This is a genomic window from Bradyrhizobium sp. (assembly GCF_030646015.1).
Lineage (GTDB): Bacteria > Pseudomonadota > Alphaproteobacteria > Rhizobiales > Xanthobacteraceae > Bradyrhizobium.
Genome location: NZ_JAUSLT010000087.1, coordinates 1 through 15,536, shown reverse-complemented (window position 1 = coordinate 15,536; position 15,536 = coordinate 1). Strand labels below are relative to the sequence as shown.

Annotated in this window: 14 protein-coding genes; 8 read left to right on the top strand and 6 right to left on the bottom strand. The window is 64.4% G+C overall.

The genetic code is table 11. The features are described 5' to 3' along the window. Window positions 1-32 precede the first annotated feature (32 nt). Window positions 33-2,867, bottom strand: a complete 2,835-nt coding sequence (gene secA, locus Q7T45_RS13270) for a preprotein translocase subunit SecA (RefSeq protein WP_304871370.1) — start codon at window positions 2,865-2,867, stop codon at window positions 33-35. A gap of 345 nt (window positions 2,868-3,212) precedes the next feature. Between secA and Q7T45_RS13265 the strand changes: the two genes are divergently transcribed. Next, window positions 3,213-4,151, top strand: a complete 939-nt coding sequence (locus Q7T45_RS13265) for a peptidylprolyl isomerase (RefSeq protein ID WP_304871369.1) — start codon at window positions 3,213-3,215, stop codon at window positions 4,149-4,151. Window positions 4,152-4,356: 205 nt separating this feature from the next. Then, on the top strand, window positions 4,357-5,598 hold the full coding sequence (argJ, locus tag Q7T45_RS13260; protein ID WP_304871368.1) for a bifunctional glutamate N-acetyltransferase/amino-acid acetyltransferase ArgJ: 1,242 nt from the start codon (window positions 4,357-4,359) through the stop codon (window positions 5,596-5,598). 113 nt (window positions 5,599-5,711) lie between these two features. Here the strand turns inward: argJ and Q7T45_RS13255 are convergent, their stop codons facing one another. After that, complete coding sequence (locus Q7T45_RS13255) at window positions 5,712-7,037, bottom strand: TadE/TadG family type IV pilus assembly protein (protein ID WP_304871367.1); 1,326 nt, start codon at window positions 7,035-7,037, stop codon at window positions 5,712-5,714. A gap of 187 nt (window positions 7,038-7,224) precedes the next feature. On the opposite strand from Q7T45_RS13255, the gene Q7T45_RS13250 reads away from it, so the two are divergent. After that, complete coding sequence (locus Q7T45_RS13250; RefSeq protein WP_304871366.1) at window positions 7,225-7,635, top strand: (deoxy)nucleoside triphosphate pyrophosphohydrolase; 411 nt, start codon at window positions 7,225-7,227, stop codon at window positions 7,633-7,635. 115 nt (window positions 7,636-7,750) lie between these two features. On the opposite strand, the gene Q7T45_RS13245 is transcribed toward Q7T45_RS13250, so the two are convergent. Next, the gene (locus tag Q7T45_RS13245) at window positions 7,751-8,602 is read right to left on the bottom strand and encodes a methyltransferase domain-containing protein (RefSeq protein WP_304871365.1); all 852 of its coding nucleotides are present in this window, start codon (window positions 8,600-8,602) and stop codon (window positions 7,751-7,753) included. Window positions 8,603-8,817: 215 nt separating this feature from the next. Here Q7T45_RS13245 and Q7T45_RS13240 point away from each other — a divergent pair, with 215 nt between their 5' ends. The 4 genes from Q7T45_RS13240 to Q7T45_RS13225 are packed head-to-tail and all read left to right on the top strand — an operon-like array spanning window position 8,818 to window position 11,297. Continuing rightward, window positions 8,818-9,627: a ComF family protein gene (locus Q7T45_RS13240; protein ID WP_304871364.1), complete on the top strand. Its 810-nt coding sequence runs from the start codon at window positions 8,818-8,820 to the stop codon at window positions 9,625-9,627. Between the two features lie 43 nt (window positions 9,628-9,670). Then, window positions 9,671-9,943, top strand: coding sequence for a glutaredoxin 3 (grxC, locus tag Q7T45_RS13235; RefSeq protein WP_304871363.1), 273 nt, complete (start codon window positions 9,671-9,673; stop codon window positions 9,941-9,943). Then, entirely contained in the window at window positions 9,943-10,821 is an 879-nt protein-coding gene (locus tag Q7T45_RS13230; protein WP_304871362.1) for a carbon-nitrogen hydrolase family protein, read from the top strand. The genes grxC and Q7T45_RS13230 overlap by 1 nt, the downstream gene beginning before the upstream one ends. Beyond that, a complete protein-coding gene (locus tag Q7T45_RS13225; protein WP_304871361.1) occupies window positions 10,818-11,297 on the top strand; it encodes a DUF1178 family protein in 480 nt (159 codons plus the stop codon). The genes Q7T45_RS13230 and Q7T45_RS13225 overlap by 4 nt, the downstream gene beginning before the upstream one ends. Window positions 11,298-11,498: 201 nt before the next feature. On the opposite strand, the gene Q7T45_RS13220 is transcribed toward Q7T45_RS13225, so the two are convergent. The 3 genes from Q7T45_RS13220 to Q7T45_RS13210 all read right to left on the bottom strand — a co-directional run bounded on the left by Q7T45_RS13220 (window position 11,499) and on the right by Q7T45_RS13210 (window position 13,899). Continuing rightward, complete coding sequence (locus Q7T45_RS13220) at window positions 11,499-12,398, bottom strand: DMT family transporter (protein WP_304871360.1); 900 nt, start codon at window positions 12,396-12,398, stop codon at window positions 11,499-11,501. Window positions 12,399-12,593: 195 nt separating this feature from the next. Next, window positions 12,594-13,415: a bifunctional 2-polyprenyl-6-hydroxyphenol methylase/3-demethylubiquinol 3-O-methyltransferase UbiG gene (gene ubiG / locus Q7T45_RS13215; RefSeq protein WP_304871359.1), complete on the bottom strand. Its 822-nt coding sequence runs from the start codon at window positions 13,413-13,415 to the stop codon at window positions 12,594-12,596. 16 nt (window positions 13,416-13,431) lie between these two features. Beyond that, window positions 13,432-13,899 (bottom strand): PH domain-containing protein, encoded by a 468-nt coding sequence (locus Q7T45_RS13210; protein ID WP_304871358.1) that lies wholly within the window; start codon window positions 13,897-13,899, stop codon window positions 13,432-13,434. A 185-nt stretch (window positions 13,900-14,084) separates the two neighbouring features. Here Q7T45_RS13210 and Q7T45_RS13205 point away from each other — a divergent pair, with 185 nt between their 5' ends. Continuing rightward, window positions 14,085-15,341, top strand: a complete 1,257-nt coding sequence (locus Q7T45_RS13205) for an aspartate kinase (RefSeq protein WP_304871357.1) — start codon at window positions 14,085-14,087, stop codon at window positions 15,339-15,341. Window positions 15,342-15,536: the final 195 nt, after the last annotated feature.

Here is a 15,536-nt window from a genome sequence, read left to right as displayed (position 1 = left end):
CACCCTACGAAGTCACGCCGAAGCTTACCGCCTCAGGCATACTTGCCGTGGCAGTGCTTGTACTTCTTGCCGCTGCCGCAGGGGCAATCCTCGTTGCGGCCGATCTTGCCCCAGGTCGCGGGGTTCTTCGGGTCGCGATCGGCGGCGGCCGCCGGCACCAGCGAGGCGCTGGCGAACGCCATCTCGTCTTCACCGGTAGTGGGATCGAGCTTGTGCGCTTCCATCACCGGCAGAGGCGGCTGCTCGTCCGGCGGCACGATCTCGACGCGCATCAGCTGCGCCGTCACCGCTTCGCGCAAGTGCGCGGTCATCGCCTCGTACAGGGCGAAGGCTTCCGACTTGTATTCCTGCAGCGGATCGCGCTGGCCGTAACCGCGCAGGCCGATCACCTGGCGCAGAAGATCGAGCATCACCAGATGCTCGCGCCACAGATGATCCAGCGTCTGCAGCAGGATGGTCTTCTCGACGTAACGCATCACGTCGGGGCCCCACTGCGCCACTTTCGCGGCCATGTGCTCGTCGACGCGCTGCTCGATGCGGGTCAGCAATTCCTCGTCGGCGATGCCCTCTTCCCTGGCCCATTCGTCGACCGGCAGGTCGATGTCGAGCACCCGCTTCAGTTCTTCCTTGAGGCCCGCGACATCCCACTGCTCGGCATAGGCGTGCTCGGGCACGTGCTTGGCGACGACGTCGTCGACGAAGTCGCGGCGCATGTCCGAAACCATTTCGGCCACGCTTTCGCTCTTCATCAGCTCGACGCGCTGTTCGAAGATCACCTTGCGCTGGTCGTTCTGGACGTTGTCGAACTTCAGCAGGTTCTTGCGGATGTCGAAGTTGCGGGCTTCGACCTTCTGCTGCGCCTTCTCCAGCGCCTTGTTGATCCAGGGATGGATGATGGCCTCGCCCTCTTTCAGGCCGAGCCGCGTCAGCATGCTGTCGAGCCGGTCGGAGCCGAAGATCCGCATCAAATCGTCTTCCAGCGACAGGAAGAATTTCGAGCGCCCGGGATCGCCCTGGCGTCCGGAGCGGCCGCGCAGCTGGTTGTCGATGCGCCGCGATTCATGGCGCTCGGAGCCCATGATGTAGAGCCCGCCGGGCTTTGTAATGGTCTTGGCCGGCTTCGAGCCCTTCGCGGGTTCGATTTCGACCACGTCCTCGGCCTTCAGCACGATCTCGCGGAAGCGTTCGACGTCGGCCTTGATGCGCTCGATCGCGGCGGCCTTCTCGGCCTCGTCGGTAATATCGGCGGTCTCATGCAGGATCCGCATTTCCAGCGAACCGCCGAGCTTGATGTCGGTGCCGCGGCCGGCCATATTGGTCGCGATCGTGATCGCACCGGGCACGCCGGCCTCTGCGACGATATAGGCTTCCTGCTCGTGGAAGCGCGCGTTCAGCACCGCGAACAGTTTTGCCGGTTTTCCGGCGCGGGCGGCGTCGTACAGTTTCTGCATCGACTTCGGGCTTTCGAAGTCGAGCTGCTTGTAGCCGTGGCTCTTGAGGTAATCGGCCAGCACTTCGGACTTCTCGATCGAGGCGGTGCCGACCAGCACCGGCCGCAGCCGTGCATTGGCGCGCTCCACCTCGGCCAGGATCGCGGCGTATTTCTCGTTCTGGGTGCGGTAGACCTCGTCGTCTTCGTCGAGGCGGGCCACCTGCACGTTGGTGGGGATTTCCACGACTTCGAGCTTGTAGATGTCGAACAGCTCGTCGGCTTCGGTCAGCGCCGTGCCGGTCATGCCGGCGAGCTTGTCGTACATCCGGAAATAGTTCTGGAACGTGATCGAGGCCAGCGTCTGGTTTTCCGGCTGGACCTGGACGTGCTCCTTGGCTTCCAGCGCCTGGTGCAGGCCTTCGGAATAGCGGCGGCCCTGCATCATGCGGCCGGTGAACTCGTCGATGATGATGACCTCGTCGTCGCGGACGATGTAATCCTTGTCGCGCTGGAACAGCGAGTGCGCGCGCAGCGCCTGATTGATGTGGTGCACCACCGAGACGTTCTCGACGTCGTACAGCGACTCGCCCTTGAGCTGCCCGGCGTCGCGCAGCAGGGTCTCGATCTTTTCCATGCCGGCTTCGGTCAGCGTCACCGTGCGCTGCTTCTCGTCGACCTCGAAGTCGGTGGCCTTGTCGAGCTTCGGCAGGAAGGTGTCGATGGTGTTGTAGAATTCCGAACGATCGTCGAGCGGACCGGAAATGATCAGCGGCGTGCGCGCCTCGTCGATCAGGATCGAGTCGACTTCGTCGACGATGGCGTAGGCGTGGCCGCGCTGCACCATGTCCTCGAGCCGGTACTTCATGTTGTCGCGCAAATAGTCGAAGCCGTATTCGTTGTTGGTGCCGTAGGTGATGTCGCAGGCGTAGGAATTCTTGCGCTCGCCGTCATCCAGCCCATGCACGATCACGCCGACGGTGAGGCCGAGGAAGCCGTAGATCTGGCCCATCCATTCGGAGTCGCGCTTGGCGAGGTAGTCGTTGACGGTAACGACATGGACGCCCTTGCCGGCCAGCGCGTTGAGGTAGACCGCGAGCGTCGCGACCAGGGTCTTGCCTTCGCCGGTTTTCATCTCGGCGATGTCGCCCTCGTGCAGCACCATGCCGCCGATCAGCTGCACGTCGAAATGGCGCTGGCCGAGCGTGCGCTTGGCCGCCTCGCGCACCGTGGCGAAGGCGGGAACCAGAATGTCGTCCAGCGTCTTGCCGCCGGCGAGCTGGGCGCGGAATTCGGCGGTGCGGGCTTTCAGCGCCTCGTCGGAGAGCGCCGCGATCTCGGGTTCCAGGGCGTTGATGGCGTTAACGCGGGACTGATACCCCTTGACCCGGCGGTCGTTGGCGGAGCCGAAAAACTTGCGGGCGAGCGCGCCGATCATGCCAAATTCCTGTCTGTATCGTTCGGCGTTGCCGCCGTGAAATGGTCCACCGGGTGCCTATCAACTCATCGTGACGCATCGCGGCGCGGACCCCGATCCGGGGAGCATCCGCCCAATGAGTGGGAATTCAGCAATCCAAGGTTCAACGGCCAAAACGCAGCCAAATACGCGCCATCCCCATCGACCCGGTTTTGCAGAGATATGGCTGTGCCAGAGGCTTGTCAACGGCGCGAACTCTCAAGGATTTCATCATTCTGACACCCTTTTCGCGTTGCCAAGGCTGGCCGATTGGGCGAGTGTCCCGCGGCCCCGAACAGCCCCCAGCTTTGAAGATAAGGATTTTCCATGACCCCGTCGTTCCCGGAAATGAAACCCGGCCTGCGTCTCAGCGTCGCCTCCGCCGCCGTGACCGGCGCGCTCGCCATGGTGCTGCTGGCCGCCCTGCCGGTGCGGGCGCAGGACGCCAACCCCGTGCTCGCCAAGGTCAACGGCGCCGAGATCCGCCAGAGCGACCTCACGCTGGCCGAGGAAGAACTCGGACCGAGCCTCGCGCAGATGGACCCTTCGACCAAGCGGGAAAACGTGCTGGCCTTCCTGATCGACATGAAGATCGTCGCCAAGGCCGCCGAGGACAAGAAGGTCGAAAACAACGAGGATTTCAAGAAGCGGCTGGCGTTTACCCGCAACCGCCTCCTGATGGACAGCCTGCTGGCCAGCGAGGGCAAGACCGCAACCACCGACGAGGCCATGAAGAAGGTCTATGAGGACGCCTCCAAGCAGATCACCGGCGAAGCGGAAGTTCACGCCCGGCATATCCTGGTCGAGTCCGAGGACGATGCCAAGGCGATCGCCGCCGAGTTGAAGAAGGGCGCCGACTTTGCCGAGCTCGCCAAGAAGAAATCCAAGGATCCCGGCGCTTCCGACGGCGGCGATCTCGGTTTCTTCACCAAGGACCAGATGGTGCCGGAATTCTCCGCCGTCGCCTTCACGCTGGAGCCCGGCAAGATCTCGGATCCCGTCAAGTCGCAGTTCGGCTGGCACATCATCAAGGTCGAGGAAAAGCGCAACCGGCAGGCCCCGGCGTTCGAACAGGTCAAGGCCCAGATCGAGACCTATGTGACGCGCAAGGCGCAGGCCGACTACGTGGCGAAGCTGCGCGAGGCCGCCAAGGTCGAGCGCATGGACAAGCCCGACGAGGCGGCCAAAACCGACGCCAAGACCGACGCCAAGCCGGATGCGGCCAAGCCCGCCGACTCCAAGATGGCGCCCCCGGCGAAGAAGTAAGTTTTACCGTCGTCCCGGCGAACGCCGGGACCCATACCGCGTGATTTCCCCGACTTGGGAAAGTGGTCGAGGCCATTTGTCACATTCGACGCCGGTGGTTATGGGTCCCCGCTTTCGCGGGGACGACGAGAGATTTACGCCCTCTCCCCGCCAGCGGGGAGAGATGATACAGAGCGCTTCCCTCGCCTCATAGCCGGAAGCCCTCATGTCCCTTGCTGTCTCTCCCCTCGCCCCGACCGATGTCCCCGAGATGCCCGCGATCGCGGGCGTCAGGCTCGCGACCGCTGCCGCGGGAATCCGCTACAAGGGCCGCACCGACGTGCTGCTGGCGTTGATGGACAAGGGCACCACCGTTGCCGGCGTCTTCACCCAATCGAAATGCCCCTCGGCGCCGGTCGATTGGTGCCGGGCCAAACTGGGCCGCGGGATTGCCCGCGCGCTGGTGGTGAACTCCGGCAACGCCAACGCCTTCACCGGCAAGACCGGACGGCAGTCGACCTCGCTGACGGCCTCGATAGCCGCCAGGGCGGCCGGATGCAGCCTCAATGAGGTATTTCTCGCCTCGACCGGCGTGATCGGCGAACCGCTCGACGCCAGCAAATTCAACGGCGTGCTCGACACGCTGGCTGAAACGGCCGCGCCGGGCGATTGGATGGCCGCCGCCAAAGCGATCATGACCACCGACACCTTTCCGAAGGTCGCGACCGCGACCGTGAAGCTCGGGAAGGCGAAGGTCACCATCAACGGCATGGCCAAGGGCTCCGGCATGATCGCGCCTGATATGGCGACCATGCTGGCCTTCGTGTTCACCGACGCGCCGCTCAGCGCGGGCGCGCTGCAATCGCTGCTCAAGAGCGGCGTCGAGGACACTTTTAATGCCGTCACCGTCGACGGCGACACCTCGACGTCGGACACCTTGCTCGCCTTCGCCACGGGGGCCGCAAGTGCTGCCGGCGCGCCGAAGATCAGCCGGGCCAGCGACCCGCGCCTGAAAGCCTTTGCCAGGGCGTTTCACGCGGTGCTGGCCGATCTCGCCGAACAGATCGCCCGCGACGGCGAAGGCGCGCGCAAGCTGATCGAGATCGTCGTCGACGGCGCCACCACGAAGAAATCCGCGCGAAAAATCGCGATGTCGGTGGCGAATTCGCCGCTGGTGAAGACCGCGATCGCCGGCGAGGACGCCAATTGGGGCCGCGTGGTGATGGCGGTCGGCAAGGCCGGCGAACCCGCCAACCGCGACAAGCTCTCGATCTCGTTCAACGGCATCCGCGTCGCCAGGAACGGCGCGCGCGATCCGTCCTATGACGAGGCCGAAGTATCGGCGGCGATGAAGAACCCGAAGATCCAGATCAAGATCGCGCTCGGCCTCGGCAAGGGCCGCGACCGCGTGCTGACCTGCGACCTCACCAAGGAGTATGTCGCGATCAACGGCGACTACCGGTCGTAATCCACGACCGTCATCCCGGCGCAACGATCTCGCCGTCATCCCCGCGCAACGGCCTGGCCGTTGTCGCTGGAGGTGCGCGCCCGCTTGGGCGCGCCTCGAAGGATGACGGAGTATCAGTTACTGATGCGGGCGTCGGAGATGGCCTTCTGGAACAGCGCGTTCATCGCCTCCGAGATGCCCTGGGTCGGGGTGACTTCGAAGTAGAAGCCCGGTGACGCGCACTCCTCCATCTTCGTCGCGATCTCGCTGTTCACCGAGGCGGGGTCGTACGGCCCGGCATTGAACGGCTTGATCCAGGTATTGTACCAGGAATTGGTCGGCAGATCGAGATAGGTGGTGTACAGCACCGCGACCTTGATGCCGCGGTCCTTCAATTGCTTGCAGAGCGCCGGATTGATCGGCGACTGGCATCGATTGCTCGACGCCTTTGGTTTAAGGCAGCCGCTGTTTTGTTCATCGGCGACGCCGTCGGAGACGAAGAACAGATACTTCAGCGGTGACCCGGAGGTGCCGGTTCCCGGATTGCTGATCGCGCTGTTCATCGCCGGAAAAATTTTGGTGTATTGCGTATCCATGTCGTTGTTCTGGTTCTGACCCTGGACGGTCATCAGATCGATGTTGCCGGCGGCGGTCTTGGCACTGCTCAGGGATGAAGACAGCGCAAACAACGTCCGCAGGCCGGCGGTGCTGGCCGACGCGCCGAAGTCGTAGATCGCCATCCGGAACTGGTTGGTGTAGGTCTGCGTGGCAGACGCGGTGTCCATCAATTGCTGTGTCGCCGTTCGCAGCACGTCGATCCGCGTCGTCACCCCGAGGGCCTTGGCTTTCTTATAATAGTTGTTGTTGTCATTGAGATCGTGACAGGCGAAGGCGCACTTGTCCGATGTGTTGTTGACCATCGTCGCCACGTCGGTCGGAGTCGCCCCCACGCCCATCGAGGGCGAATTGTCGAGCAGCAGATAGAAATCGATGTATTGCGGCATCTTGGAGACGGAAGTCGAACTGCCGGTGACCGTCATCGTGCTCTTGTTCATGACGGTGAGAAATACCGTCGGGACATCGGCCGAGAATGTCACGGTGGAGGTGATGACCATGCCGGTCTTGGTCACGACAGGCGTCACGCTGTTGAGCGTATAGCCGGTTACGCCCGACATGTTGCCGTCGAAGATGGCTTTCGCGTCGGTCACGCCGACCGCTATCGGACCGTCCACGGTCATCGAACCCGCGGCAATGAAGGCTGGCGATTTCCTGGCGACCGATCCGACGCTGGCGGCGTCGATCGCCGATTGCAGCTTGCTCCTGAGCTGGGTCGCCCGGCTGTAATCGACCGCGCAGCCGATCGCCGACAGGATCGGCAGCAGCGCCAGCGTGAAGATCACCGCGACGTTGCCGGACCTGTCGCTGCGAAAGCGGCCGATTTCACCAAGGAGCTTGCGCATGAACGATGCCTGACCGGTTCAAAATCCCGCGAAATCTAGCGGCGGCGCATTAAGGTCGGCTTATCCCGATCGCAGAAAAACAGGGCAAATAAACAAGTTGGCGGTAAGCAAATTGGTGGTTAAGGAACCCTGTCCCAACTGCCGGCAATTCGCCGGAACCCGCGTCTTCGAAAAGCATCCGCCGCGCATGACTGACATCAAGCTCACCCTCGTGGTCGCCTGCGCGCTGGTCGATGTCGACAAGCGCGTGCTGATCGCCCGGCGTCCGCCGGGCAAGGCGCTGGCGGGGCTGTGGGAATTTCCCGGCGGCAAGATCGAGCGCGGCGAGCGGCCGGAAGCGACCCTGATCCGGGAACTGCATGAGGAAATCGGCATCACCGTGAAGGCGGATTGCCTGGCGCCGCTGACCTTCGCCAGCCACGCCTATGATGATTTTCACCTGCTGATGCCGCTCTACATCTGCCGGCGCTGGGACGGCGAGGTGATCGCGCGCGAGGGGCAGCAGCTGGCCTGGGTCCGCGCCAACAAACTGCGCGACTTTCCGATGCCGCAGGCGGACATCCCGCTGATCCCGCATCTGATCGATCTGTTGATGTGACCCGGCAAAGCGTCCCTTCGGCGGGGCGCTGCAGGGCCTGGACAAAAATCTCGAAAACAACCCATGCACAGTAAGATTGATGGTATCAAAGTACCTCATACTGCGCTGGGACAGGTCATTCGGGCGCAAGCCGCTTCACCGCCTCGGCCAGGCTGGCTTTCGCCGAACCCGGCTTCAGCGGCTGCTGCTGACTCGCATGCGGCGCCCAGCCGGACAGCCAGATCACATCGAAGGTGGCGCGGATGCGGCCGTCGGAATCCGCAAAACGCTCGCTGTAGATCTGCGCCATCCGCAGCAGCGTGGCGCGGCGGGTCGGCGTCCGCCGCCGTTCGACCAGGATATTGGTGGCGCCCATCCGCCTGAGATCGGCCATCAGCGCGAAGGCGCTGTCATAGCGCACCACGACACGGTCGACGTCGGTCACCGGCAGCGCAAAGCCTGTACGCTGCAGCAGCGCGCCGATCTCGCGCAGGTCGGCTGATGGAGCCACGCGGGGCGACACGCCGCCTTCACATTCCGCCTCCGCCGCGGCAAAGGCCTGCCGCAGTTCGGTCAGCGTATCGCCGCCAATCATCGCCGCCAGCAACAGCCCGTCAGGTTTCAGCGCACGCTGGATTTGCGCCAGCACCCCAGGCAGGTCGTTGACGAACTGAAACGCCAGCGCCGATACCGCGAGATCGAGCGACTGCGGCGCGAGTGCGAGCCCCCGGCTTTCGACGTCGGGCAGATCGACCGACGCGAGCGCTTCGACGCGGCCGGACAACGCGGTACGCAGCTGTGCGCCTGATGTGCCGATATCGGCAGCATCCCTGAATTCGCGCAGCACCGCCTGCAGCCGCTCCGCCATATCCTCGGCGACGCGATCGAGCAGGAAGGTCGCGGGGCCCAGCGCCAACGCACGCGACTGCCGAGCCCGCAGCAAAGCGCGGTCGAACAGGAGGGGGGCTGCGGTTGGACTCGGGGCCATGACCGGGTTGGTACGCCGGCCGGCGGGTCAAATGCAATCTCGTGTTCCGGACGCGGTGCAGCGCTCTTGCGCTGCTCCGCTGAGCCGGGACCCAGATGCGGCTAAAGAAGATGGGCCCCGGCTCAGCAGCGCACCGCTTCGCGCTGCGCTGCATCCGGGGCACGATGCCGACTTTGTTGCTTGAGAGTTGATGGAGCCAACGTTAGCCTCATCCCATGGACGCCCAGACATCACCGTCCCGCTCCCTCACCGGCCATCTGCGCGGCGCATGGCGCCTCGCGCACGGGGCGTGGGCGCACGCCGCAAAACTCGCGCTCGACATCGCGCTGCCGACTTTGTGCGTCGCCTGCCGCGAGCCGGTCGATGGCGAAGGCGTCTGTGCCGGATGCTGGGCCAAGCTGTCGTTCATCGCACCGCCTTATTGCCCGCGGCTCGGCATTCCCTTCGTCTACGATCCCGGCCCGGATCTTTTGTCGATGGAGGCGATCGCCAATCCGCCGGCCTATGCGCGCGCCCGCGCCGCGGTGCGCTATGACGACGTCGCCCGCACGCTGGTGCATGCCCTGAAATACCAGGACCGCACTGATCTCGCGCCCGCGATGGGCCGCTGGATGGCGCGGGCCGGCCGCGAGCTGCTCGGCGAGGCCGACGTGCTGGTTCCGGTGCCGCTGCACTGGCGGCGCGGCTGGAGCCGCCGCTACAACCAGTCCGGTGCGCTGGCGCGGGTGATCGAACGCCAGACCGGCGTCAAACTGGCTGCCGAGGCGCTGCGGCGGGTACGGCCGACCCAGCAGCAGATCGGGCTGTCGCGGTCGCAGCGCGCCAGCAACGTACAGGGCGCCTTCAAGGTCGCGCCCGATCGTGCCGCCGACATTCAGGGCCGCCGCGTGGTGCTGATCGACGACGTCCTGACCACGGGGGCGACGACCGATGCCTGCGCGCGGGCGCTGTTGCGCGCGAAAGCTGCTTCGGTCGACGTGCTGGTCTTCGCCCGGGTTGTGGACACCTTCAAAGCCCCCATATAATCAGATACTTCAAGCCGGGATCACTGGAACAGTCGAGCGCGACATGACCGCTGCCATCGAAATCTATACCCGTCCGGGCTGCGGCTATTGCACCGCCGCCAAATCGCTGCTGGCGCGCAAAAAAGCCGCGTTCACAGAACACGATGTCGCCACCGATCCGGCGCTTCGCCAGCAGATGTGGGATCGCGCCGGCATGGGCGCGACCTTTCCGCAGATCTGGATCGGCGATAGCCATGTCGGTGGTTGCGACGAGCTTTACGCCCTCGACCGCGCGGGCAAGCTCGATTCGTTGCTCGCGGGCGAGAAGGCCAATTGATGAGCACTGACCTCAGCTTTACCGCCGCCATGGTGCAGATGCGCACCGGGCTGTTGCCGGGTCCCAGCCTCGAACAAGCCACCCAGCTGATCCGCGAGGCCGCAGCCCAGGGCGCCGACTATGTGCAGACCCCCGAGGTCAGCAACATGATGCAGCTGAACCGCAAGGCGCTGTTCGAGCATCTCGCGCCGGAGGAAGACGACCTGTCGCTGAAGGCCTATCGCGCGCTCGCCCGGGAACTGAAAATCCATCTCCATGTCGGGTCGCTGGCGCTGCGCTTTTCGCCGGAAAAGGCCGTCAACCGCTCGTTCCTGATCGGCCCGGACGGCATGGTGCTGGCGAGCTACGACAAGATCCACATGTTCGATATCGACCTGCCCGGCGGCGAAAGCTATCGCGAATCCGCCAATTACCAGCCGGGCGAGACCGCCGTGATCTCCGACCTGCCCTGGGGCCGTATCGGCCTGACCATCTGCTACGATTTGCGCTTTCCGGCGCTGTACCGGGCGCTGGCCGAAAGCGGCGCCTCGTTCCTCACCGTGCCTTCCGCCTTCACCAAAAAGACCGGCGAGGCGCACTGGCACACGCTGCTGCGCGCCCGCGCCATCGAGACCGGCTGTTTTGTCTTTGCCGCGGCGCAGGCCGGCCTGCACGAGAACAAGCGCGAGACCTATGGCCACTCGCTGATCGTCGCCCCCTGGGGCGAGATCCTCGCCGAGGGCGGCGCCGAGCCGGGCGTGTTCCTGGCGAAGATCGATCCGTCCCTTGTGGAGACCGCGCGCAAGACGGTGCCGTCGCTGCAGCATGGCCGGCGTTTCAGCATCGCCGATCCGAAGGCCGGTCCGGAGCATCTGCATCTGGTGCGAGGATCGTCATGATCCGGTACAGCCTGCATTGCGACCGCGGCCACACCTTCGAAAGCTGGTTCCAGAGCTCGTCGGCCTATGAGAGCCAGGAGAAGCGCAAGCTGGTGAACTGCCCGGTTTGCGGGTCGGCAAAAGTCGAGCGGGCGATCATGGCGCCGCAGATCGTCAGCAAGAAGGGCCGCGACAGCCAGGTTACCGACGTTCCGGCACCGGCGCAGCCCGCCGAGGTCACCGCACCGGGATCGACCCCGCTGTTGATGGCGCAGGAGCGCGAACTGCGCGCCAAGCTGAAGGAATTGCGCGACCATATCGTCAAGAACGCCGACAATGTCGGCGAGCGTTTCCCCCATGAAGCGCGCAAAATGCACTACGGCGATATCGAGCACCGCCCGATCTACGGCGAGGCCTCGCCCGAGGAAGCCCGCTCCCTGATCGACGAAGGCGTCGAAGTGTCGCCGCTGCCGGTGCTGCCGGACGACAGGAATTGATCTTTCTTACCCTCCCCTGGAGGGGTCGAGACGAGCGAAGCTCGCTCTTGGGTCGACGCGAATGAAATGAGCGGCGGGGTGGGGTGACGGTCTCTCATCCTGAACAGTGCCCGAGTTGAGAGACCGTCACCCCACCCCGTCTCACATTTCGCTGCGCTCAATGTGAGCCGACCCTCCCCCTCCAGGGGAGGGGGAAGGTCGTTACACCGCCACCAGCATGGCCACGCCGATCACGATCAGTGCGATGCCGGACAATTCGCGCGCCGACAGCGCCTGCTTGAACGAATAATACGACACCGCCTGCGCGAACAGCACCTCGACCAGCGCCAGCGTGCGCACATTGGCGGCCGCCGTCAGCGCGAACGCCAGGAACCAGAATTGCGAGGCGAACGCGCCCATGAAGCCCGCCAGCATCGAGGGCTTCCACAGGCCGAAGATTTTTTTCAGCACGTCGGGCGCCCGCGTCAGCAGATAGATCGTCAGCACCAAGGTCTGCACGAACAGCCCCCAGACCAGCGTATAGGTCGCGGCCGTCACGAAGGAGACGCCGGGCACCGTGATGATGGCGCCGCGAAAGCCGATCGCCGACAGCGCGAAGAAGGCCGCGGCCACCAGGCCGATGATGGTCGGCTTCAACTCGGCAAAACCCTTTTCGCCGCCCGGCCGCAGCGCGGTGATGACCACGCCGACGGTGGCGATCACGATCGCGATCACCTTCAGCGTGGTGAGGTGATCGCCGAGAAAGACAAAGCCGAAGATCGCCGTCTGGATCGCCTCGGTCTTCAGATACGCCGTCGTCACCACGAAGGAACGGTCATTCATCGCCAGCAGCATCAGGGCGGTGGCGGCGATCTGGCTGAGCGCGCCGAGCAGCAGCCAAGGAAAGAACGAAGCGGTCGGCCATGGCACCGCATCGCCGGTGGCGAAAATCACGACAACGAAGAACAGGATCGAGAACGGAAAGCCAAACAGGAAGCGGATATTGGTGGCGCCCCAGGTGCCGAGCGGCCCGGTCAGCTGCCGCTGCATCGCATTGCGCGCGACCTGGCCGAGCGCAGCAACGATGGTGAAGGGAATCCAGAGCGAGGCGAGGGTGAACATGGGGGGACCTGCTTCACCCTCCCCTGGTGGGGGAGGGTCGACCGCGCCCGGCGATGCGCAGCATCGTCCGGAGCGGTCGGGGTGGGGTGACAGTCTCTCGTTCGAACAGGTCCGCGGGTTGAGGGACCGTCACCCCACCCCGTCGCGCATCTTCCGCTGCGCGCCGACCCTCCCCCTCCAGGGGAGGGTAAGAGATTAAATCCCCTCCGCCACCACCATGTAGTTCACGTCCATGTCGGACGAGAGGCTCCATTTATCGGCGAACGGTGAGTAGACCACGCCGGCCTGCTCGGTGATCCCGAGCTTGTTGTTGTGCAGATGGTGCGTCAGTTCGTCGGGGGTGACGAATTTGTCCCATTGATGGGTGCCGCGCGGCAGCCAGCGCAGCACGTCTTCGGCGCCGACGATGGCGAGCGCGAAGCTCTTCCAGTTGCGGTTCAGCGTCGAGACCACCATCATGCCGCCGGGCTTCAGCATCGCCGCGCAGCGATTGAGGAACATGCCGACGTCGCTGACGTGCTCGATCACCTCCATCGCCAGCACGATGTCGAAGCGTTCGCGCACGTCCATCTCCTCGACGGTGGTGCAGCGATAATCGATCGACAGATGGGCCTTGTCGGCGTGCAATTTCGCCGCCGCGATGTTGGTGGCGGACGGATCGACGCCGATCACCTGGGCGCCGAGCCGGGTGAACGGCTCGCAAAGCAGGCCGGCGCCGCAGCCGATATCGAGGATGCGCAGGCCGGACAGGCAATTCAGGCTTTTGACGTTGCGCTCGAACTTGCGGCAGGCGGCGTCGCGGATATAGGTCAGCCGCAGCGGATTGATCTTGTGCAACGGCGCCATCTTGCCGTTGGGATCCCACCATTCGTCCGACAGTTTCGAGAATTTCGCGATCTCGGCGGGGTCGACGGTAGACGCCGCTGCGCCCGGGGACGCAGTAGCGCCCGGGGATGCAGTAGCGCCCGGGGATGCGGACGCGCCGGAAAAATTGGCAGGATTCTGTTGCATGGCCATGGATTGCGCGCCGCTCCTATCGCGCGGTGATGTGGTTGCGGAATTCGAGCGGCGAGGCAATGGTGTCGATGGTCTTGTTGCCCTCGCCGACGCCGAAGATCGACACGTTGCCGTAGTTGAGGATGCGGCCGAGAATGCTCTGGTTGACGTCGACGCTCTCGACCTTGTCGAGACTCATCTCGAATGTCTGCCGCTGGATGAACCCGGTCTTGTGGACGACGCGCAGATTGGTGACGTCGGTCTCGGTGGTCCAGCGGTGGAACCAGGCGGTTGCGGTCTTGTACAGCGCGAAAATCGCCGAGAGCGCCGACATCGACAGGGACAGCAGCATCGGGGTGCCGCCCGGGACCATTCCCGACACCACAAAGAACGCAATGGCCACGATCCAGCCCGTGATCGCCGGCAGGAAGAAGATCCAGTGCGTGTTGGTCGAATACAGCACCTTCTCGCCGGGCTGCAGGATATCGTCGATATAACGCCCCATACGCTGGCCTCAATTACCTCAGAACCGCTGCATTCCCGCCAATCCCGGGGAATAGCCGAGGGATAGCCGGGATCCGGTTGCTTGCCCGCAACCGCGCCGTTATGTATACGCGCCTTTCGGGCGGCGCGCTCTGGTTTTGCGCGCCGGCCACCATACTCAACCCCTCAGGGAATGCACCAGTCGTCATGGGCCGCCTCGTGATGAAATTCGGCGGCACATCCGTCGCCAATATCGAACGTATCCGCAACGTCGCGCGCCATGTGAAGCGCGAGGTCGACGCCGGCCACGAGGTCGCCGTGGTGGTATCCGCGATGGCCGGCAAGACCAATGAGCTGGTGGAATGGTGCCGCGAGGCGTCGCCGATGCATGACGCGCGCGAATATGACGCCGTGGTGGCCTCCGGCGAACAGGTCACCGCCGGCCTGCTGGCGATCGCGCTGCAGGCGCTCGGCATCCAGGCGCGCTCCTGGCAGGGCTGGCAGATCCCGATTCGGACCAGCGACGCCCACGCCTCGGCCCGGATTCTCGAGATCGACGGCGCCGAGCTGATCAACCGTTTCAAGGACCGCAAGGAAGTCGCCGTGATCGCCGGCTTCCAGGGCATCAATCCCGCCACGCAGCGAATCACCACGCTCGGGCGCGGCGGTTCCGACACTTCGGCGGTGGCGATCGCCGCCGCGATCCATGCCGACCGCTGCGACATCTATACCGACGTCGATGGCGTCTACACCACCGACCCGCGCGTGGTTCCAAAAGCCCGCCGGCTCGACCGGATCGCGTTCGAGGACATGCTGGAACTGGCGTCGCAGGGCGCCAAGGTGCTGCAGGTCCGCTCGGTGGAACTCGGCATGGTGCACAACATGCCGATTTTCGTCCGCTCCAGTTTCGACAAGCCCGAGGATATCGACCCGCACGCTAATCAGCCGCCGGGCACGCTGATCTGCAGCGAGGAGGAAATCATGGAAAGCCACGTCGTCACGGGCATCGCCTTTTCCAAGGACGAAGCCCAGATTTCCGTCCGCCAGATCGAGGACAAGCCCGGCATCGCCGCGGCGATCTTCGGCCCGCTGGCGGAAGCCAATATCAACGTCGACATGATCGTGCAGAACGTCTCGGAAGACGGCAAGACCACCGACCTCACCTTCACGGTGCCGGCCTCGGACTATGCCCGCGCCCGCGACACCATCACGGCAGCCAAGGCCGCCATCGGCTATGCCCGGCTCGACAGCGCCACCGACGTGACCAAGGTCTCGGTGATCGGCAGCGGCATGCGCAGCCATGCCGGCGTCGCGGCGCAGGCGTTCGCAGCCCTGGCCGCCCGCAACATAAACATCCGCGCCATCACCACCTCCGAAATCAAGTTTTCGGTGCTGATCGACGCGGCGTATACCGAACTCGCGGTACGCACGCTGCATACGCTGTATGGGTTGGACCAGGCTTGATCGAATAGGATCTCAATTTAGCAGCATCGCCGGTGCGCCCCTCTCCCGCTCGCTTGCGAGAGCTTTGCATAAAGGCGAATCTGCGATTCACTGGCGACCTAGCTGTGGAGAGGGCTGGGATGGCATATCGGCCGGTTGGGCAACCGAGTTTCGCGGATGCGCTAGCGTCGCGGCGAGGGACAGGGAATCCGGTGC